We start from the raw sequence: 17,020 nt of genomic DNA, 5'->3' as shown, positions 1-17,020 counted from the left end.
TGAATACAACACATTCCACCCACATTAGAAATGGTCATCAAGTTAACATTAGAAAATTTAAGAAGAATTAAAAAGATTCTATTTTTTCAATTGCTTCTGAAAGATTTGAAACTCTGTGGATATTATTTTCAGAAAAATTTTGATTCCATGGTTGTGAATAAAGAATTACTTTTTTCTTATTTGTAAGAAACTTTTCTGCATTTAATGGAGAATCATCAATAAAAACATCATAATCTAAATCAGCTTTCATTGGACCGTCAATTACTGATACATAATTATTATATATAATATTATGATGATCCAACCAAGATTTTACAAATGAATTAGTTGAACGTTCCCTTGCAGTAACAATATCTACTTGACCAAGTTCAGTAAGAGATTTTGTTATAGATGATAAATTTTTTTCAGTAGTAGGAATTGAAGGCCAATTTTTCCAACAAGAGCTAAGCTCAGTGTAAAAATCATAACGATTGATATTAAATTCATTCCAAAATTCCCAACTAGTTATCTGATGTTTAGCAATTTCTGGTCTAATAGAATTACTATAATTTAACCAAGAAATTATAACATCTGCAAGTACACCATCAACATCTAATGCAATTTTCATATTATTCATTAATCACTAGTTTTTCTAAATTCATCTAAAAGATTTTTTTGATGTTTATTGAGTTTTTTAGGAACATTTACCACAATTCTTACAAATTGATCTCCTTTTCCTCTATAATTGATATGGGTCACCCCTTTCCCTTTTAATTTGATAATGGTATTTGGTTGACTTCCTGCATCAACCTTAATTTTTTCTGTTCCCTCCAAAGTTGGAACAGTAATTTCACAACCTAAAGCAGCGTCAATCATAGAAATATCATGATCGTAGAAAATATCTTTTCCATCTCGATTAAACTTTGAATGTGGTTGTACTCGTATTCTAACAATTAAATCTCCATTTACACCATCTGGAATTTCATTTCCTTCTCCAGATACAGTGTAATCTCCTGAATCAATTCCAGGAGGAATATCAAAGGTTACAGTTTTTGAACCTTTTTTCTTTCCTTGTCCTTTACATTCATTGCACGGTGTTTCGATTATAGATCCCTGACCTCTACAAGCAGAACACGGTGCTGCAGTAACAAATGAAGCAAATCCCATGTTGCGAGTTTGCCTTACTTGTCCTTGACCATTACATGTTCCACATGTTTTCTTGTTAGTACCTGGTTTTGCACCAGAGCCATTACAAATGTCACATTGAATCTGTTTTTGTAAATTAATTTCCATTTTTTTACCATGTAATACTTCTTCTAATGTCACATGAGTCTCATAAAGAAGATCAGAACCTTGTTGCTGTTGTTGATTAAAACCAAATCCTCCACCTCCACGACCAAAAATAGATTCAAAAATAGAATCAAAACCTCCTCCTTGTGCTCCTTGAAAAATATCTTCACTAGAATATTTTCCATCTACACCAGCATGTCCATGTTGATCATAGATTTGTTTTTTTTCAGGATCTGAAAGAACTGCATATGCTTCAGAAATTTCTTTAAAATGTTCTCCAGCTTCTGAAGATTTGTTTCGGTCAGGATGAAATTTTAATGCTAATTTTCTATACTGTTGTTTAACTTCATCTGGCGAAGATGATTTTGAGACACCCAAAACCTCATAATAATCACGTTTTGCAGCCATGAATCATTCCTTTATTATAATTACAGTATAAATGATTGAATTAGAAAACTAACTAGTTTTTGGTTCATCAGTTGAAGATGATTCATTAGTTTGTCCTTCTGCACCTTGTTGTCCTTCTGCACCTTGTTGTCCTTCTGCACCTTGTTGTCCTTCTGCACCTTGTTGTCCTTCTGCACCTTGTTGTCCTTCTGCACCTTGTTGTCCTTCTGCACCAGGTGGTGGTGATGCATTTTTGTAAAGTTCTGTAGTAACTTCATTTACCAATGTTTGTAATGCTTCAAGTTTGGGTTTTAATTCATCTGGCTCTTTATCTAAAACTTCTTTAACTTCCTTAACAGCGTCACTAATTTTAATTCCTTGCTCTTGTGAAATTTTATCTTTAAGATCGTGATTAACTAATTTTTCAGTGGTGTAAATGTAACTTTCTGCTTCATTCCTTAAATCAATTTTCTCTTTCTTTAGTTTATCTTCATCAGAGAATTTTTCTGCATCTTCTTTTAATTTTTCAATTTCATCTTTAGAAAGTTTTGATGTAGATTCAATTGTAATTTTTGCTTCTTTTTGAGTTCCCAGATCTTTTGCTGTAACATTGATTATTCCATTTGCATCAATATCAAATTTAACTTCAATTTGAGGAATTCCTCTAGGAGCTGGTGGTAAATCAGTAAGATTAAAACTTCCTAATGATACGTTATCAGTTGCCATAGGTCGTTCACCTTGAACAACATGGATTGTAACTGCTGTTTGATTATCAGCTGCAGTTGTGAATACTTTACTCTTTGATGTAGGAATAGTAGTATTTCTTTCAATTAATGGTTCTCTAACACCACCTAATGTTTCAATTCCTAATGTTAGCGGGGTTACATCAAGTAAAACAATATCACTACTTACATCTCCAGCAATAATTCCAGCCTGAATTGCTGCACCCATCGCTACTGCTTCCATTGGATCTACTCCTGATTCAGATTCTTGACCAACTAATTCACTAACAAATTTTTTCACTAGTGGAATTCTTGTTGGTCCACCAACCATCACTATTTTATTAATATCAGAATTGGAAAGTTTTGCATCCTCAAGTGCTTTGAGTACAGATGGTTTACATCGCTCAACAATAGGACCAATCAATTCATCTAATTTTGCTCTAGTAATTCTTAATTCTAAATTTTTTGCACCAGATGAAGGATCATGTGCAATAAATGGTAAATTAACATCAGTTTCCATCACAGTAGATAATTCAATTTTAGCTTTTTCAGAAGCTTCTCTAATTCTTGTCATTGCAGTTGAATCTTGAGAAAGATCAACACCTTCCTTTTTCTTGAATTCATCAATAATGAAATCAATTAGGACTTTATCCATATCTGTACCACCTAGCTGTGTATCACCTGATGTACTAAGAACTTCAAAAACACCTCCACCCATTTCCATTATAGTAACATCTAAGGTACCACCACCAAAATCAAATACAAGGATTTTCATATCTTCCTTTGTTTTATCTAAGCCAAATGCTAAGGATGCAGCAGTTGGTTCGTTAATTATTCTAACAACATCAAGACCAGCAATTGTTCCAGCATCTTTAGTAGCCTGTCGTTGATTATCATCAAAATAAGCAGGAACAGTAATAACTGCTTTACTAACTGGTTCACCAATAAATGCTTCAGCATCTTTTTTGATTTTCTGAAGAATGAATGCAGAAATTTGTTGTGGTTTGTATTCTTTATCTAAAACTTTAAACAAATGATCAGAACCCATTTTTCTTTTGGCAGCAACTATTGTACTATCAGGATTGGTAACTGCTTGCCTGCGTGCTGGTTCACCAACCAAAAGATCTCCATCTTTAGAAAATGCTACTACTGATGGGAATGCCTTACCACCTACTGTCGAACCTTCTGCTGCGGGAATAATCGTGGGTTTTCCACCCATTACAACTGCTGCTGCAGAGTTACTTGTTCCTAAATCAATACCAATTATTTTAACCATATTTTATCATCATCCTTTTTTTGAAATTTCTACTAGTGTCGGTCTTATAACTCTCTCATGAGAAATATATCCTTTCCTGAGCTCTTTTGTAATTGTATTATCATCTAAAGTAGGATCTGTAATTATTGATATTGCCTCATGGTAATTTGGATCAAAAATTTCCCCTAATGCATCAATTTGCTTAATATTGTATTTTTGTAATAATGAATCCATATTTTTTAAAATAGAATCAAGACCAGCAGAATTAATTTTACTTTGAGAAAAAACTTCTTTTGCTCTAACAAAATCATCATAAATTTGTAAAAAATCTAATGCAAATTCATTAATTTTCGAATTTACTCCATTTTCTATATCAGTTTGTGTTTTTCTACTTAGGTTTTGAAAGTCAGCCAATACAAGTTTGAATTTTTCTTCATATTCAGATGATCTTTTTTGTTCTAATTCTAATTGTGTAGTCAATTCATCAATATGTGATTCTAAAGAATTTGATTCCATCGTAGAAGAATTATTTTCATCTTCATTTTCAGATACTACATTAACTGGTATTTCATCAGAATTAGATTCATTGGACAATTCAATGAAAATAGTAATTTAGCTAATTTATACTATTATTGATTGTTTCACATAAAGGATTAGCTTTTACAATAATTAAATCAGAATCCTGTTTTGTTTTTTCAATATTATCAAAATCGGATTTTGAACAAGCTACAACTATTGTTGTTTTATCACTATGGAAAAGATCAAAGTTTGGATCTTCGTAAGCTTCAACATCACCAATATAATCACGTAATCTAGATGTTAGATTTTGAAGCATCTCAATTTTATCTCCACGCATTGCATGTTGATCAAGTGTCCAAGACAATGCGATCTTTGTTCTACTTGCTTTTAGATCATTTTTCTTTAGTGTTGAACGAATCTCATCAATTAAACGCTTAATGTATCCATCAATTCCTTTAACACTTCCATTAATTAAATACATGAGAGAATTTGCACCTTCAAAGGATGAGCCTAGAGATTTTAAATCAAATAATCCACTAATCATATTGTCTAAAAATATTTCCTGAAAATCATCTGAAGAAAGATCATTTTTAGTAATATCATCTTGAGCATATTTACAAACTTCTAAAACGCTGCATAGACTAGAAAATCTAGATAAAACATCAATTGCATGAAAATGTTCAGAGGACGAAATTGCTACAAACTTTTTCTCTTTTTTACCTACTGTAAGTAATTCAGCTAAAATTGAATCTTCTTTTCCATTAAAGGATCCAATAATTTTAGGTTGTTCTTTAAGATCTTCAAGAGGGTAGTAAAAATATGAAATATGTTTTCCAGTCTCAAGACCTGTTACATGTTCAAGTAATGAAATATTTTCATTGTTACCTCCAAATCCTGTTGGAAGTGTAAAAATTACTGAGCTATTTTTTTTCATTGATGCAACTGCATCCTTAAATTTGGAATGAATTTCAGTTTTAATATCTTGACCAGTTTTTCTAATTCTTGGCGTAAAGAAAAGATATTGTGCTTTTGAAATTGCTACATCAATTGGTTCCATAGCTAATAGAGGTTCATCTTCTTTGAGAGAAGATACATTTGGATATGTTTTAGCAATTTCAGCTTTTAGTGAAATTGCTGACGGTGTGGATTCATCAATTATGTAAACATCAGCACCCTTTATTGCCATTTGAGATGCAATTGCATATCCTTCTGTACTAAGACCATAAACAACAACTTTTGCTCCCCCCATACATTAGAGCAAGTATTGCACTAAGAAAAACTTATTGAACTTACCATAATTAGAGAAATCACTTGAAAATTTGGATAGATATTCTTACACCAAAACAATTATTATTTTCTGAACCAATAATTGAAAAATTAGGTAAAAAACACGATCTTTTGTGTACATCTAGAAATTATGGTGAAATTGCTAAATTAGCTGAAATTCGGAATTTTAACCTCATTATTGTTGGAAAACATGGTGGTAAAGACAATGAAAGTAAACTCAAATCAAGTATTAATAGAATGTCAAAACTAACTGAAAAAATTAAAAAATTTTCTCCAGATATAACAATAAGTTTTTGTTCTCCAGAAGCTGCAAGAATTTCTTTTGGATTAGGAATAAAACATGTGGCATTTTGTGATTCTCCTCATGCAAATGCAGTAATGAGATTAACATTGCCTTTAATTCAAAAATTACTTATTCCAAAAATCATACCAAAAGAAGAATTTTCAAAATATGGAATAAATAAAGGAGATATTATTTCATACAAATCTATTGATGCTGCAGTTACGATAAAGAGAAAAATTAATAGAAAAAAACCATTACCATTTAAGAAAAATAATAGAAAAAATATTTTGATTAGAATGGAAGAAGAACATGCTTCTTACATAAAAAAATCAAGTAAAATCTTATCTATAATTAAAAACATCACAGATAATTTTGAGAATGAAAATATTGTTATTTTAGGAAGATATTCAAAACAAATTAAAAATCTTCAAAGACATTTTGGTCAAAAAGCAAATATTGTAAAAATGTCTTTTGATGGAAAACATTTGTTAAAAAATACTGATGTGTTTATCGGATCAGGTGGAACCATGACTGCAGAATCTGCTTTATTAGGAATTCCAACAATTTCATATAATGCCGTACCAAATATTATCGAAAATTATTTAGTAAAAAAACACCTTGTAAAAAGAGAAACAAATCCAAGTAAAATTAGTAAAAATATTAACAAAATTTTTACATCAACAAATAAAGAACATGAAAAAAGAGTAAAAAAGATTATTTCTGAAATGGAAGATCCTATCAAAATACTAGTTAAAGAATTAAAACAATAATTTTTCATATGTTCAATATAATAAAATTGAAAAAAAGTTCATTAAGGGAGTATCAGTGTTCGATTTAGCAGCCCGGTAGTGTAGCGGTCAAGCATAGAGGCCTTTGAAGCCTTTGACCCCAGTTCGAGTCTGGGCCGGGCTACTTTTAAAAATCTAATTTCGTAAGAAGTCGTGAAGCAATAACAAATAAAGTTGAGGCAATTGCCACTAGAACAATCATTTCAATAATTACAAATTCATTGATTGTACCAAAAATTCCTGCTCTAATTACATCTACAAGATATGTTAATGGATTTAGATAAAATGCAGTACGTAATGGTTCTGGAGCCCCACCTGCAGGATAAAATGCAGTACTAACAAAAGCAAAGAAAAGAAAAACAGTATTAATTATTACATTGAATCCTTCACTTGAACGTAATCTAGTTGAGATAATTGATGCCAAAGAACCAAAAAGAACTGAGCCTGTAATAGCACCAAAAATGATTATTGGAATTGTAACAAATGAAAATTCTACAGATTCAAAAAATACAGGGTATCCAACTACAGCTATTAATCCTGCACTAACTAATCCAATTATCCCAATTGTGCAAATATTACTTAGAATGTAATGACTCCTAGTGAATGGTCCAGACATAATTTGTTCAAACATTCCATGTTTTCTATCATTCCAGATTATAATACCAGAGATCAGTGTACTGTTCATTATGTTAAACCCAATCATTCCAGATGCTAGAAATGCAGGATAATCAAGTTCTTTATTTCCAAATGGAACAGCATTGATTAACGGAGCATAAGCAAAACCAGCTACAAAAATATAGATTAAAGGGAAAATTACTTGCCAAATTAAAAACCCAGGATTAAGAGAAATCGTAAGATTTCTATTTACAAGTCTAATTATTGGATGCATTTTCTCTTACCATATTCAAAAAGATTTCTTCAAGATTTGTGGGTACAGCTGAAAGATCTTCAATATCAATTTTATTATCATTAAGTATTTTCAATACTTTCAACAATACTAATTCAGATTGCTCTGAGCGAATAATTATATTTGTTCCAGTTTCAAAATCAATTTTACAATCAACAATACCAGATAAAAGAGAACTTATTTCAGGTTGTTTTTCTAATAAATGAATTTTAATAGTTTTTTCTTTTCCAAATCTATTTTTTAATGCATCAGGCGAATCAACAGTAACAATTTTGCCTTTATCAATAATAGCTATTTGATCACACAAATATTCTGCTTCAGATAAAATATGTGTAGTGTAAAAAATTGTCAATCCTGTTTTAACTTTGTTTTTTAAATAATCTAATAATTTTCGTCTAGCACTTGGATCTAATCCAACTGTAGGTTCATCTAAAAATAATAATTCCATATCATGCATAAATTCACGTGCAACTTGAACTCTTCTTCTTTGACCAATAGATAGATCTTCATTTCTTTTTTTACGAATTTCAACTAGATCAAAATCATTCAAAAGTTGCTCCATTCTTTTTTTACGTTCAGTTTTAGGAACATTCCACATCATCCCATATTTTTCAAGAGATTTTTCCACTGATAATGTAGGTTCATAGCTGGGTTGTTGCAAGACTACTCCAATTTTATGACGAATTTTGAGAGGTTCTGCTACAGCATCAATGCCTAAAATAGATAATGAGCCACTTGAGGGTGGAATGAGTGTTGTAAGAAGCTTAATTGTTGTGGATTTTCCTGCACCATTAGGGCCTAAAAATCCAAAAACTTGACCTGATTTTACTGATAGAATTAGATCATCCACTGCATGAACTGAGCCATATAATTTTGATAGATGATTCACATCAATACACGACATACCAAAACTGCGATCTTCCTATTAATTTAGTTAGTGAGGTAAATCAAGATATTTTTTAGAAAATTTGAATTAATTATGATAAATCATGTAGAGATTTTGAAAATAGGCGATCTTCATGATTTTGAAATTGGAGAAAAATATGTTTAAGCGATCATTTTGGTAAATAAATAAAATTTTACCTTAATGAAATTTTTATTAATAGATTAAGTTTATCAAAAAATGAATTGTCTGAATTTGAAAATCTTATTGATAAATTACTTGCACAAAAGCCAGAATTAACTAAAAGTGATCTTGAAGAACAGATTAAGCAAAAGAAAGAAAAAATTGGTGCAGGTTATCTTACAGACCAGGGGGCATTATTTCTAATTGCATCAGATTACGGAATTACATTATCAGAACCAGAAAAAGTTGAAATTAGTTTAAAGGATCTATACGCTGGGGCAAAAGAAATTTCATTAGAAACAAGAGTTTTGAATCTTTCACCTGCAAAACAATTTTCTAGAAAGGACGGCTCTCCATTTTACCTTAGAACAATGACTGTATACGATACAAATTCTACAGCTAGTGTAAAATTATGGGATGAAAAAGCAAATCTTCCTAGCCTTGAAAATCTAAAACCAGGAGATTTAATTAAAATAATCAAAGCTTACGTAAAATCAGATCTAGATGGCTCTCCAACAATTAACATAGGTTCTGGATCAAATATAGAAACTACAGATACTAAAAGTGAAATTCCAACTATTGATACGATTACAAAAGATATTAGTGAATCTAAAGAAGGTCAAAAAGATCTAGTAATTTCTGGAACTATTGATGGAGTGATCAGCGGAATGGAATTTACAAATTCTCGCGGCATGCCTGGAAAAGCGCTAAGAATGAGAATAAAAGGAAAAGATGGGAGTGGAATGAGAGTAGTTCTATGGGGGAAAGACGAATCGGCCATACCAAATATGATTTCACAATCTGCCAAAGTAAGATTACTTGGTGTCAGAGTGAAATCTGGAAATCAAGGCCTTGAAATTCATGGAAATGATTCTACAATAATTGAAATTGAGGGCGGTAAAGAAGCAGAGCCAATAATTACAAGAGTTCTTTCCATAACACCAACAGAAAATGGTAAAAGTATGATTTTAGCAGTTGATAATAAAAAAAAAATATTCAACATCACCGATTCGTCAAACTCAACTAGTATTTGTGTAGAAGGAGATGTCATTGAATGCATGCCATCAAAAGTTTATGGAAATTCAATATCATTAGATGAAAATTCTTTTGTGAGAAAATTAGAAAATGATGAATCCATTCCTTCATTATCTCAGATTAGAACTAAAATTAATGATGTCAAGGTAGATGCAAGTTATTGTATTGAAGCAATAGTTTTGAAAGTTCCTGAAAGACGTGAAGTTCAAACAAAATCAGGTGAATCAATAGCACTTTCAGAAATGTTTGTTGAAGATGATACAGGTCAAATTTGGGTAAAAGGTTGGAGAAATCAAGCAAGGATTATTGATAAATGCGAATTGGGAGAAATTATTTCAATTACAGGACTAAATGCAAAACCTGGACTAGAAGGTAGAATAGAACTTTTCATCACCCCATTTTCTAAAATTACAAAAAAGAATTAAGAATCCCAAAAACCTCTCGTCACAACATATTGTCTTTCTGCTTCATAGATTTGTTTAAACAAATGTTCTTCATCAACCATATTTCTTAAAATTCTTGCAGCAGTGTCAGCACCCACACCATATCCAGATATTACAGTAATGGCAGTTTTACCAAAATTTTCAATTAATGAGGCAACTTTCCAGGCACGAACAAACTTGTGTTTTTCTTCTGTAGAAAGTTTTTTTCCATCATGTTTTTTTCTAATTATTTTAGGTAAATCATAATCTGAATAATATGTAGCAGTGATTTGTCTTGCCTTACAATAAGGACAAATCATCAAATCTTTTACCTCAAAGGTTTGCATTACACGTTCCCATTTTCCACAACGAGCACAAATCAAACGATGTTTAGTTTTTTCTAGTCTGGCTATAACAAGATCAATAATTCCTTTATCAAGATTTGCTGGAGATGCATAATATTTTGCAGTGTGATCTAAAACAGGTTCAGCCAATTTTGAGAATTTATCAACTTCTAACCAAGTAACATGAATTTCATCATCTTTGATCTTTTTTAGAATTTTTTCAGTGTTTTTAAGATCATATTTATCATGAAATAATTCACGTAACGCTTCATGTACAAGTGCTGTTTTAGAATATCGTTCATATAAAAATCTGGCAGATTTTCTTTCATATACTGCACCACGACCAACGACTCCAAATTTTTTTGCAACACACCAAGTTCGCCAATTTACATTATGTGTTCCAGTTAAAGATGCACTAACAACAGATTGTAAATTATAATCATCTTCTAGAATTTCTATGAAGAGTTTTTCTGAAATTCTTGCTGTAGAAGATAAAACAATTCTATATCCATCAGAACGAGAGTCAACTATTGATCCCAACATTGTAGACAGCATTGAAGAAAGTATTGTTGATATTGTGGAATTAATTTTTGAGCCCATACAGGAATGAATAACTATTGATCCTTGAGAACGATTAGATTCAATTACAATGTTATTTTGATCTGGAATTGGATCAATAGTTAATTTTTCAATTATTTTATTTGTCAATGTAATATCTCCATTCTTAACTTTGCTACGAAAAGATCCTACTTTTCTTGCAGTCTTATAATCAATCGGAATACTTTCGCCTTCCCAATATGGCACAGTAATTCCTCCCCCTCTGAAAGGCTCAACATTTACACTGAATGATTTTTCATCAACATTGAGAATTCTCCACTGTAAACCTTTTAAGACAAAAATATTTCCGGAATCACCAAAATCACCAACAAATCTTTGATCTAGAGATCCAATAATTTTTTTTCCAACACTATCAAAAACTTTGAATTTCAAAATATCAGGTATTGTTGAGAGATTTTCAAAATAATATTTGAAAGAGCCGCCTTTTTTCCAATAAGTCATTTTTATTCTATCAAAAAATATTAAATAATTTGAATCAAGTAAATTTATCACATCAAGTAAATCTTCAATTTTCAAATTTCTAAATGGATATGCTTTAGTTACTAAATCAAAAGCTTGCTCTATTGAAACCTCACCAATTTGCATTGATAATCCAACTAAATGATGAGCTAAAACATCAAGAGAACCTTCATGAATTGTTTGCTCTTCAATTGAACCTTCATGTATACGATCAAGAATAGCTCTTGTTTCAAATTCATCATCAGAATTATTTGTAATAATTAATCCCTGGGCTGATGCATCTCGATTATGTTTACTTCTACCAATTCTTTGAACAAATTTAGACACTTGTCTAGGAGAACCATAATGAATTACCAATTCAATTGATCCAATATCTAGACCCAATTCTAATGAAGATGTGCATACTACAATTCCACGTTTTCCTTCACGTAAAGTTAGTTCAGTTTCTTCTCTTACTTGTTTTGAGAGAGAACCATGGTGTAATTCAATTGGAAAAGATGATTTTTCTTTTAAGATTGATGCTAAAAATTCAGCTTCTCCTCTAGTATTTGTAAAGAGAAGAATTGGAGAATCTAATTCTAACTCTACAACATAATCAATAATTTTTTGAGCAACATCTGAAATAGTCCCATCAACATATTTTACTTCTACATCATATTTTCTCACAGAAGTATCTCGAATGATCTCACATTTTCGCTTAGTGCCAACAAGAAACTTTCCTGCGTCTTCAAAATTTCCGACAGTAGCAGATAATCCAACTTTTGTAAGAGGGTATCTTGAGTTTATTTCTAGTCTTTCAATACTTAGTGATAGTTGCGATCCTCTTTCACTAGATAGTAATTCATGTACTTCATCTATTACAATCCATTCTAAATCAGTTAATGCAGAGAGCATTTTGACTTGTGTTAAAAGAATAACAAGAGTTTCAGGAGTTGTAATTAGAATATCAGGTGGATTTTCAGTTATTTTTTTTCTATCTTTTTGACTAGTATCACCATGACGAATTTCAAGTGTTAATTGATTTTCATTCGCATATTTTGTAATTCTTCGAAATACATCACGATTCAATGCTCTTAGCGGAGTGATGTATAGAGTTTTGATTTTTCCAGATATTTTGACATTTTTTACAAGTGAAAAGATTGGAATTACTGAGCATTCTGTTTTACCAGAACCAGTAGGTGCAATTACAAGACAATCTTTTTTTTGTAATATTATGGGTGATGCTTTTTTTTGAATTTCAGTTAGTTTAGAAAAACCAAATTTTCCAAATAAAGAATTAAGAAGTTGATTCAACTGGTGTATTTGATCGTGATCGTTCATAAACAATTACACCTACTAACCCAAGTGCAAATAAAACTACAGTGATAATTGGTATTGAATCAAAAATTCCTGCCATTATTTATCATTAGAAGAGACCGTTAAAAATCTTCACTATTATCAGATAATCCAATTTTGTTAATTGTGTAAGAGAAATTTTCTTTTTTTAATGCCCAATAGATTTGACCATTAAATTTGGATGAATTTTTAAAAAGATGAATTTTGATATGAGTGTAAGGATCAATTGCATTTTGCATATTTTCTACCTCAGTATCATTTAGTATTCTAATCATATTAGTAATAATTATTGGAATTTTTTTTCTAATAGCGAATTTTGATAATTCATGCATGTATTTCATAAATAGTAGATTTTTTTCAAATGTAGATTCATCTTTTTGATATTCATATGAAAATAAATCAGTTATGTTATCAATCAGTATTAAAGAAAAATTGCTTTCTTCAAGAGAACTAAAGGATTTGATTTGTTCTGAAGTATTTGTAATTCTAGACACAGTAATTTTTTCTAATAAATTAATCTCTATTTCTAATTCTTTTTGAATCTCAATAATTCGTTCAGGTCTAAACCCACCTGTAGTGTCTAAATACAGAACATTACCACCATTTTTAATTGAATTTATTGCTAATTGCAGCAAGAAAAGAGTTTTTCCAGTTCCATTTCCACCAAATACATCTACAATTACATTATCAGGGATTCCTCCTGACAAGAATTTGTCTAATTTTTGTAAACCAGTAGAGATCATTTGTATAATTATTAGAAATAGAAGAAAAAATTTAAGGAATTTCAATTTTCATAAAAGAGGTAAGGCTTTTATGCTAGAGAACAAAGTTGCAAATTAAGTGAACAATTAGTGTCCCAACCAACTAGCGCAAAAAGACCTCTAACAACTCTTCAAAAAAGTACCAAGAAGAAAGTTACAGTAAGACTGAAAAATGAAGTTGAGTATAAAGGAAAGATGGACAATGTAGATTCCTATATGAATTTGATTATGACTGATGCCGAAGAAATTCATGATGGCAAGACAATTGCAAATTATGGTAGAGTTATCGTAAGAGGCAATAATGTATTATTTATCAAACTAGAAAACGAACTCTAGTAAATAGTGTGGTTTTATGACCAATAATTTTCTATTTACATCTGAATCGGTAACCGAAGGGCATCCAGATAAAATATGTGATAATATTTCTGATGCATTTTTAGATGAATATCTTAAACAAGATCCTAATTCTAGAGTTGCAGTTGAAACAATGGTTACAACTGATTATGTTATAGTGTCAGGAGAAGTTACATCAAAAGCAGAATTTGATAAAAAAGCTCAAGAAAAGTTAGTTAGGAAGACAATCAAAGAAATTGGTTACGATAACAAAGATTTGATGTTTGATGGGGATAGTTGTAAAGTTGAGTTAAAACTGCATTCACAAAGTCCAGATATCAGTCAAGGTGTTACAGCAACTGAAGAAAAAGAACAAGGTGCAGGAGATCAAGGTTTGATGTTTGGTTATGCGTCAAATGAAACTAAAGAATTAATGCCTATGCCAATTTTACTAGCACACAAACTTATTCAAAAATTATCACAAGTTAGAAGAGATGGTACTTTACCATGGGTTAGACCTGATGGTAAATCACAAGTATCTGTAAGATATGAAGATAACAAACCTACAAAGATTGAAACAGTCGTTATTTCAACACAGCATGCTCCAGAAGTTTCTCAAGAGGAAATAACAAGAGAGATTATTGAGAAAGTAATCAAACCAGTTTTAGGAAATCTTTGGAATGAAGAAGTTAAAACTCACATTAATCCAACAGGAAAATTTGTAATTGGTGGTCCACATGGAGATGCAGGATTAACAGGAAGAAAAATAATTGTTGATAGTTATGGTGGATTTGGAAGACATGGAGGAGGGGCTTTCTCAGGAAAGGATCCATCTAAAGTGGATAGATCTGCATGTTACATGTGTAGATATATTGCAAAAAATCTTGTAGCTGCAGGATTAGCAGATAGATGTGAAGTGCAATTAGCGTATGCCATTGGAGTTGCAGAACCAGTATCACTTTATGTTAATACATTTGGAACAAATAAAATTCCTGAAAGTAAAATTGAGGAAATAGTTAGAAAGAATTTTGATATGAAACCATCTGGAATTATATCTCAATTAAATTTGAAAAGACCCATTTACAAAAAAACTGCTGCTTATGGTCATTTTGGAAGAAATGAACCTGAATTTACTTGGGAAAAAACCGATAAATCTGAAATATTAAAGCAATCTGCCGGATTGTAATAATTTCAATACTGATTTAAATTCAATTTTAGATATTTTAGATAATTTTTTGTAATTTCCTTTAAAATTACCAATTAGGATATTGAGATCATCAATTCCAAAATCAGATTTTGAATTAATTATTGCATTATGATACGCCTCTTCAAGTTTAATTTTTCTAATTTTTGTTTTAGTCCCTTTAGAAAAGAGTTTAACATATTTTTCAAAAGTTACATAATCAGGCCCCACAAGATCAATAATTTTATTATTAAATTTTAATTCCAATACCGATTCAAAAATAACTTTTACAACATCGGATACATGTATAGGTTGAATTGAATAGTTTCCAGAGCCTGGAATAATAATTTCTCCAGATTTAATTTGTTTTTTTAAATTTCTTGAAAACAAATCATCTTTCCCAACAATATATGAAGGTCTAAAAATTGTATAATCTAAACCAGAATTAATAATTTGTTTTTCTGCATTGTATTTTGAAATAAAGTAACCTAATGATGTACTTGATGAAACTCCTAAACCACTTAAAAAAATAATTTTTTTTATTCTAGCTTTTTTACTTAAATTTACAATATATTTTGTTAGTTCAGTATTTATCATATCATAATCAGTGTTTACAGATTGTTTTCCTATTCCAACAAGATGAATTAATACATCTGAATTTTGTATTTTTTTAAGAAGATTTTTTTCTTCATAATTTTTTGAAATAATTTTAGTTTCACATTTATAATTTTTAAAGTCATTTCTAGATATTGAGACTAATTCAAGATTTTTTTCTGATAAATATTTTCGAAGATTTTTTGCAATAAATCCACTAGCTCCAGTTACAACAATCTTTAGAGGTTTAACCATAATAGAACCAAGTTTGTTTTAATTTTAAATCTATTTGAATAATTTTCAAAAATTAAGAAATAAGAGTTAATACCATAAAATGAATACAACTAATGTGGAAGAAGAAAAGACAAAATTAAAGACAGGTTATACTACAGGAAGTTGTGCAACTGCTGCATCAAAAGCTGCATTATTATCAATAATTAATCAAAAAAAAATTGAGAATATAGATATTTTATTACCAAAAAAATCCTATATTCAAATTCCAATTGATTCGTGTGAATTTGAGTCTGACAAAGCAAAATGTATTGTAATTAAAAATGGAGGTGATGATCCTGATGTTACTCATGGAGCAGAAATTATTGTAGAATTGTCATTTACTGAAAAAATAAACGAAATTGAAATAGATGGTGGAGATGGAGTTGGCATAGTAACCAAGCCAGGATTAGGCTTAGAAATTAACAAACCAGCAATAAATCCAGTTCCTAAAAAAATGATTACTGAAAATCTAAGAGAAGTAGGAAAAGAAATTCTTTCAAAGAAAGGAATTAGAGTAGTCATTTCAGTACCTAAAGGAAAAGAGTTAGGACCAAAAACTGACAATCCAAGATTAGGAATTATGAATGGGATTTCAATTTTAGGAACTAGTGGAATTGTAATTCCATTTTCTACAGCAGCTTATGCGGCATCAATTAGACAGAATTTGGATGTAGCAATTGCAGCAGGAAATGACACAGTAGTACTTACAACTGGTGGAAGAAGTGAAGATTTTGCAAAAAAAATAGTAGATTTACCAGTACATTGTTTTGTACAGATTGGTGATTTTTCAGGATATGCAATTCAACAATGCGGTAAAAAAGATATCAAAAGAGCATATGTTGTAGGTTTTATTGGAAAGCTAGCAAAAATGGCAGCAGGAGTAAAACAAACTCATGTTAAAGGATCAAAAGTGAACATGAGTTTCCTAGCTGAATTAGCTCAAAAATGTAATGCTAATCAAAGTGTAATACAAGAGATAAAAAAAGCAAATACAGCAAGACATGTTTCAGAAATTATTCAAGAAAATAAGATTGTGGGGTTTTTTGACTTGATTTGCGGTGAGACCTATAAACATATGAGAAAACATTCTGAAGAAAATGTTCCAATTGATGTAATATTGTTTGATTTTGAAGGAAATATTTTAGCTAGAAAATCTGAACAGTAAGGTATTTTATTAAAG

Annotated in this window: 15 protein-coding genes and 1 tRNA gene; 6 read left to right on the top strand and 10 right to left on the bottom strand. The window is 30.4% G+C overall.

Going from position 1 to position 17,020, the window contains the following annotated elements; genetic code table 11:
• Window positions 1-67: 67 nt before the first annotated feature.
• Genes C5F49_RS00630 through C5F49_RS00610 form a run of 5 tightly spaced genes read right to left on the bottom strand, consistent with a single transcriptional unit; the run spans window position 68 to window position 5,401 of the window.
• Window positions 68-607, bottom strand: coding sequence for a 5' nucleotidase, NT5C type (locus C5F49_RS00630; protein ID WP_179363562.1), 540 nt, complete (start codon window positions 605-607; stop codon window positions 68-70).
• An 8-nt stretch (window positions 608-615) separates the two neighbouring features.
• Complete coding sequence (dnaJ, locus tag C5F49_RS00625) at window positions 616-1,677, bottom strand: molecular chaperone DnaJ (RefSeq protein WP_179362844.1); 1,062 nt, start codon at window positions 1,675-1,677, stop codon at window positions 616-618.
• Between the two features lie 48 nt (window positions 1,678-1,725).
• The gene (dnaK, locus tag C5F49_RS00620; RefSeq protein ID WP_218841239.1) at window positions 1,726-3,654 is read right to left on the bottom strand and encodes a molecular chaperone DnaK; all 1,929 of its coding nucleotides are present in this window, start codon (window positions 3,652-3,654) and stop codon (window positions 1,726-1,728) included.
• Window positions 3,655-3,663: 9 nt separating this feature from the next.
• The gene (locus tag C5F49_RS00615) at window positions 3,664-4,227 is read right to left on the bottom strand and encodes a nucleotide exchange factor GrpE (RefSeq protein ID WP_179362843.1); all 564 of its coding nucleotides are present in this window, start codon (window positions 4,225-4,227) and stop codon (window positions 3,664-3,666) included.
• Between the two features lie 22 nt (window positions 4,228-4,249).
• Window positions 4,250-5,401, bottom strand: a complete 1,152-nt coding sequence (locus tag C5F49_RS00610; protein ID WP_179362842.1) for a hypothetical protein — start codon at window positions 5,399-5,401, stop codon at window positions 4,250-4,252.
• 62 nt (window positions 5,402-5,463) lie between these two features.
• Here C5F49_RS00610 and C5F49_RS00605 point away from each other — a divergent pair, with 62 nt between their 5' ends.
• Window positions 5,464-6,492, top strand: a complete 1,029-nt coding sequence (locus C5F49_RS00605; protein ID WP_179362841.1) for a DUF354 domain-containing protein — start codon at window positions 5,464-5,466, stop codon at window positions 6,490-6,492.
• 69 nt (window positions 6,493-6,561) lie between these two features.
• Window positions 6,562-6,634 (top strand) — tRNA-Gln (locus C5F49_RS00600).
• A gap of 3 nt (window positions 6,635-6,637) precedes the next feature.
• On the opposite strand, the gene C5F49_RS00595 is transcribed toward C5F49_RS00600, so the two are convergent.
• Together C5F49_RS00595 and C5F49_RS00590 are read right to left on the bottom strand one after the other, a co-directional pair.
• Window positions 6,638-7,399, bottom strand: coding sequence for an ABC transporter permease (locus C5F49_RS00595; protein WP_179362840.1), 762 nt, complete (start codon window positions 7,397-7,399; stop codon window positions 6,638-6,640).
• Entirely contained in the window at window positions 7,383-8,321 is a 939-nt protein-coding gene (locus C5F49_RS00590) for an ABC transporter ATP-binding protein (protein ID WP_179362839.1), read from the bottom strand. The genes C5F49_RS00595 and C5F49_RS00590 overlap by 17 nt, the downstream gene beginning before the upstream one ends.
• 224 nt (window positions 8,322-8,545) lie before the next feature.
• Here C5F49_RS00590 and C5F49_RS00585 point away from each other — a divergent pair, with 224 nt between their 5' ends.
• Window positions 8,546-9,943, top strand: a complete 1,398-nt coding sequence (locus tag C5F49_RS00585; RefSeq protein WP_179362838.1) for a single-stranded DNA-binding protein — start codon at window positions 8,546-8,548, stop codon at window positions 9,941-9,943.
• On the opposite strand, the gene C5F49_RS00580 is transcribed toward C5F49_RS00585, so the two are convergent.
• Both C5F49_RS00580 and C5F49_RS00575 read right to left on the bottom strand, forming a co-directional pair.
• Complete coding sequence (locus C5F49_RS00580; RefSeq protein ID WP_246275346.1) at window positions 9,940-12,654, bottom strand: DEAD/DEAH box helicase; 2,715 nt, start codon at window positions 12,652-12,654, stop codon at window positions 9,940-9,942. The two genes, C5F49_RS00585 and C5F49_RS00580, sit on opposite strands and share 4 nt — an antisense overlap.
• A 125-nt stretch (window positions 12,655-12,779) precedes the next feature.
• A complete protein-coding gene (locus C5F49_RS00575; RefSeq protein WP_179362836.1) occupies window positions 12,780-13,439 on the bottom strand; it encodes an ATPase domain-containing protein in 660 nt (219 codons plus the stop codon).
• A gap of 108 nt (window positions 13,440-13,547) precedes the next feature.
• On the opposite strand from C5F49_RS00575, the gene C5F49_RS00570 reads away from it, so the two are divergent.
• Together C5F49_RS00570 and metK are read left to right on the top strand one after the other, a co-directional pair.
• Window positions 13,548-13,793: a U6 snRNA-associated Sm-like protein LSm6 gene (locus tag C5F49_RS00570; protein ID WP_179362835.1), complete on the top strand. Its 246-nt coding sequence runs from the start codon at window positions 13,548-13,550 to the stop codon at window positions 13,791-13,793.
• Window positions 13,794-13,809: 16 nt separating this feature from the next.
• Window positions 13,810-14,976 carry a methionine adenosyltransferase gene (metK, locus tag C5F49_RS00565; protein WP_179362834.1) on the top strand — a complete coding sequence of 389 codons (1,167 nt, stop codon included), beginning with the start codon at window positions 13,810-13,812 and terminating at the stop codon, window positions 14,974-14,976.
• On the opposite strand, the gene C5F49_RS00560 is transcribed toward metK, so the two are convergent.
• The gene (locus tag C5F49_RS00560; RefSeq protein WP_179362833.1) at window positions 14,953-15,822 is read right to left on the bottom strand and encodes an SDR family oxidoreductase; all 870 of its coding nucleotides are present in this window, start codon (window positions 15,820-15,822) and stop codon (window positions 14,953-14,955) included. The two genes, metK and C5F49_RS00560, sit on opposite strands and share 24 nt — an antisense overlap.
• Window positions 15,823-15,901: 79 nt before the next feature.
• On the opposite strand from C5F49_RS00560, the gene C5F49_RS00555 reads away from it, so the two are divergent.
• Window positions 15,902-17,005 carry a cobalt-precorrin-5B (C(1))-methyltransferase gene (locus C5F49_RS00555; RefSeq protein ID WP_179362832.1) on the top strand — a complete coding sequence of 368 codons (1,104 nt, stop codon included), beginning with the start codon at window positions 15,902-15,904 and terminating at the stop codon, window positions 17,003-17,005.
• The last annotated feature ends 15 nt before the right edge of the window (window positions 17,006-17,020 follow it).

Source organism: Nitrosopumilus oxyclinae, assembly GCF_013407165.1.
GTDB classification, from domain to species: domain Archaea; phylum Thermoproteota; class Nitrososphaeria; order Nitrososphaerales; family Nitrosopumilaceae; genus Nitrosopumilus; species Nitrosopumilus oxyclinae.
This window is presented reverse-complemented; position numbering and strand designations above follow the sequence as displayed.

Excerpts from the sequence above, each read along its gene's own strand:
- C5F49_RS00555 (WP_179362832.1), top strand. The coding sequence starts at position 15,902 with ATGAATACAACTAATGTGGAAGAAGAAAAGACAAAATTAAAGACAGGT.
- C5F49_RS00575 (WP_179362836.1), bottom strand. The coding sequence starts at position 13,439 with ATGATCTCTACTGGTTTACAAAAATTAGACAAATTCTTGTCAGGAGGA.
- dnaJ (WP_179362844.1), bottom strand. The coding sequence starts at position 1,677 with ATGGCTGCAAAACGTGATTATTATGAGGTTTTGGGTGTCTCAAAATCA.
- C5F49_RS00610 (WP_179362842.1), bottom strand. The coding sequence starts at position 5,401 with ATGGGGGGAGCAAAAGTTGTTGTTTATGGTCTTAGTACAGAAGGATAT.
- metK (WP_179362834.1), top strand. The coding sequence starts at position 13,810 with ATGACCAATAATTTTCTATTTACATCTGAATCGGTAACCGAAGGGCAT.
- C5F49_RS00630 (WP_179363562.1), bottom strand. The coding sequence starts at position 607 with ATGAAAATTGCATTAGATGTTGATGGTGTACTTGCAGATGTTATAATT.
- C5F49_RS00560 (WP_179362833.1), bottom strand. The coding sequence starts at position 15,822 with ATGGTTAAACCTCTAAAGATTGTTGTAACTGGAGCTAGTGGATTTATT.
- dnaK (WP_218841239.1), bottom strand. The coding sequence starts at position 3,654 with ATGGTTAAAATAATTGGTATTGATTTAGGAACAAGTAACTCTGCAGCA.
- C5F49_RS00595 (WP_179362840.1), bottom strand. The coding sequence starts at position 7,399 with ATGCATCCAATAATTAGACTTGTAAATAGAAATCTTACGATTTCTCTT.
- C5F49_RS00590 (WP_179362839.1), bottom strand. The coding sequence starts at position 8,321 with ATGTCGTGTATTGATGTGAATCATCTATCAAAATTATATGGCTCAGTT.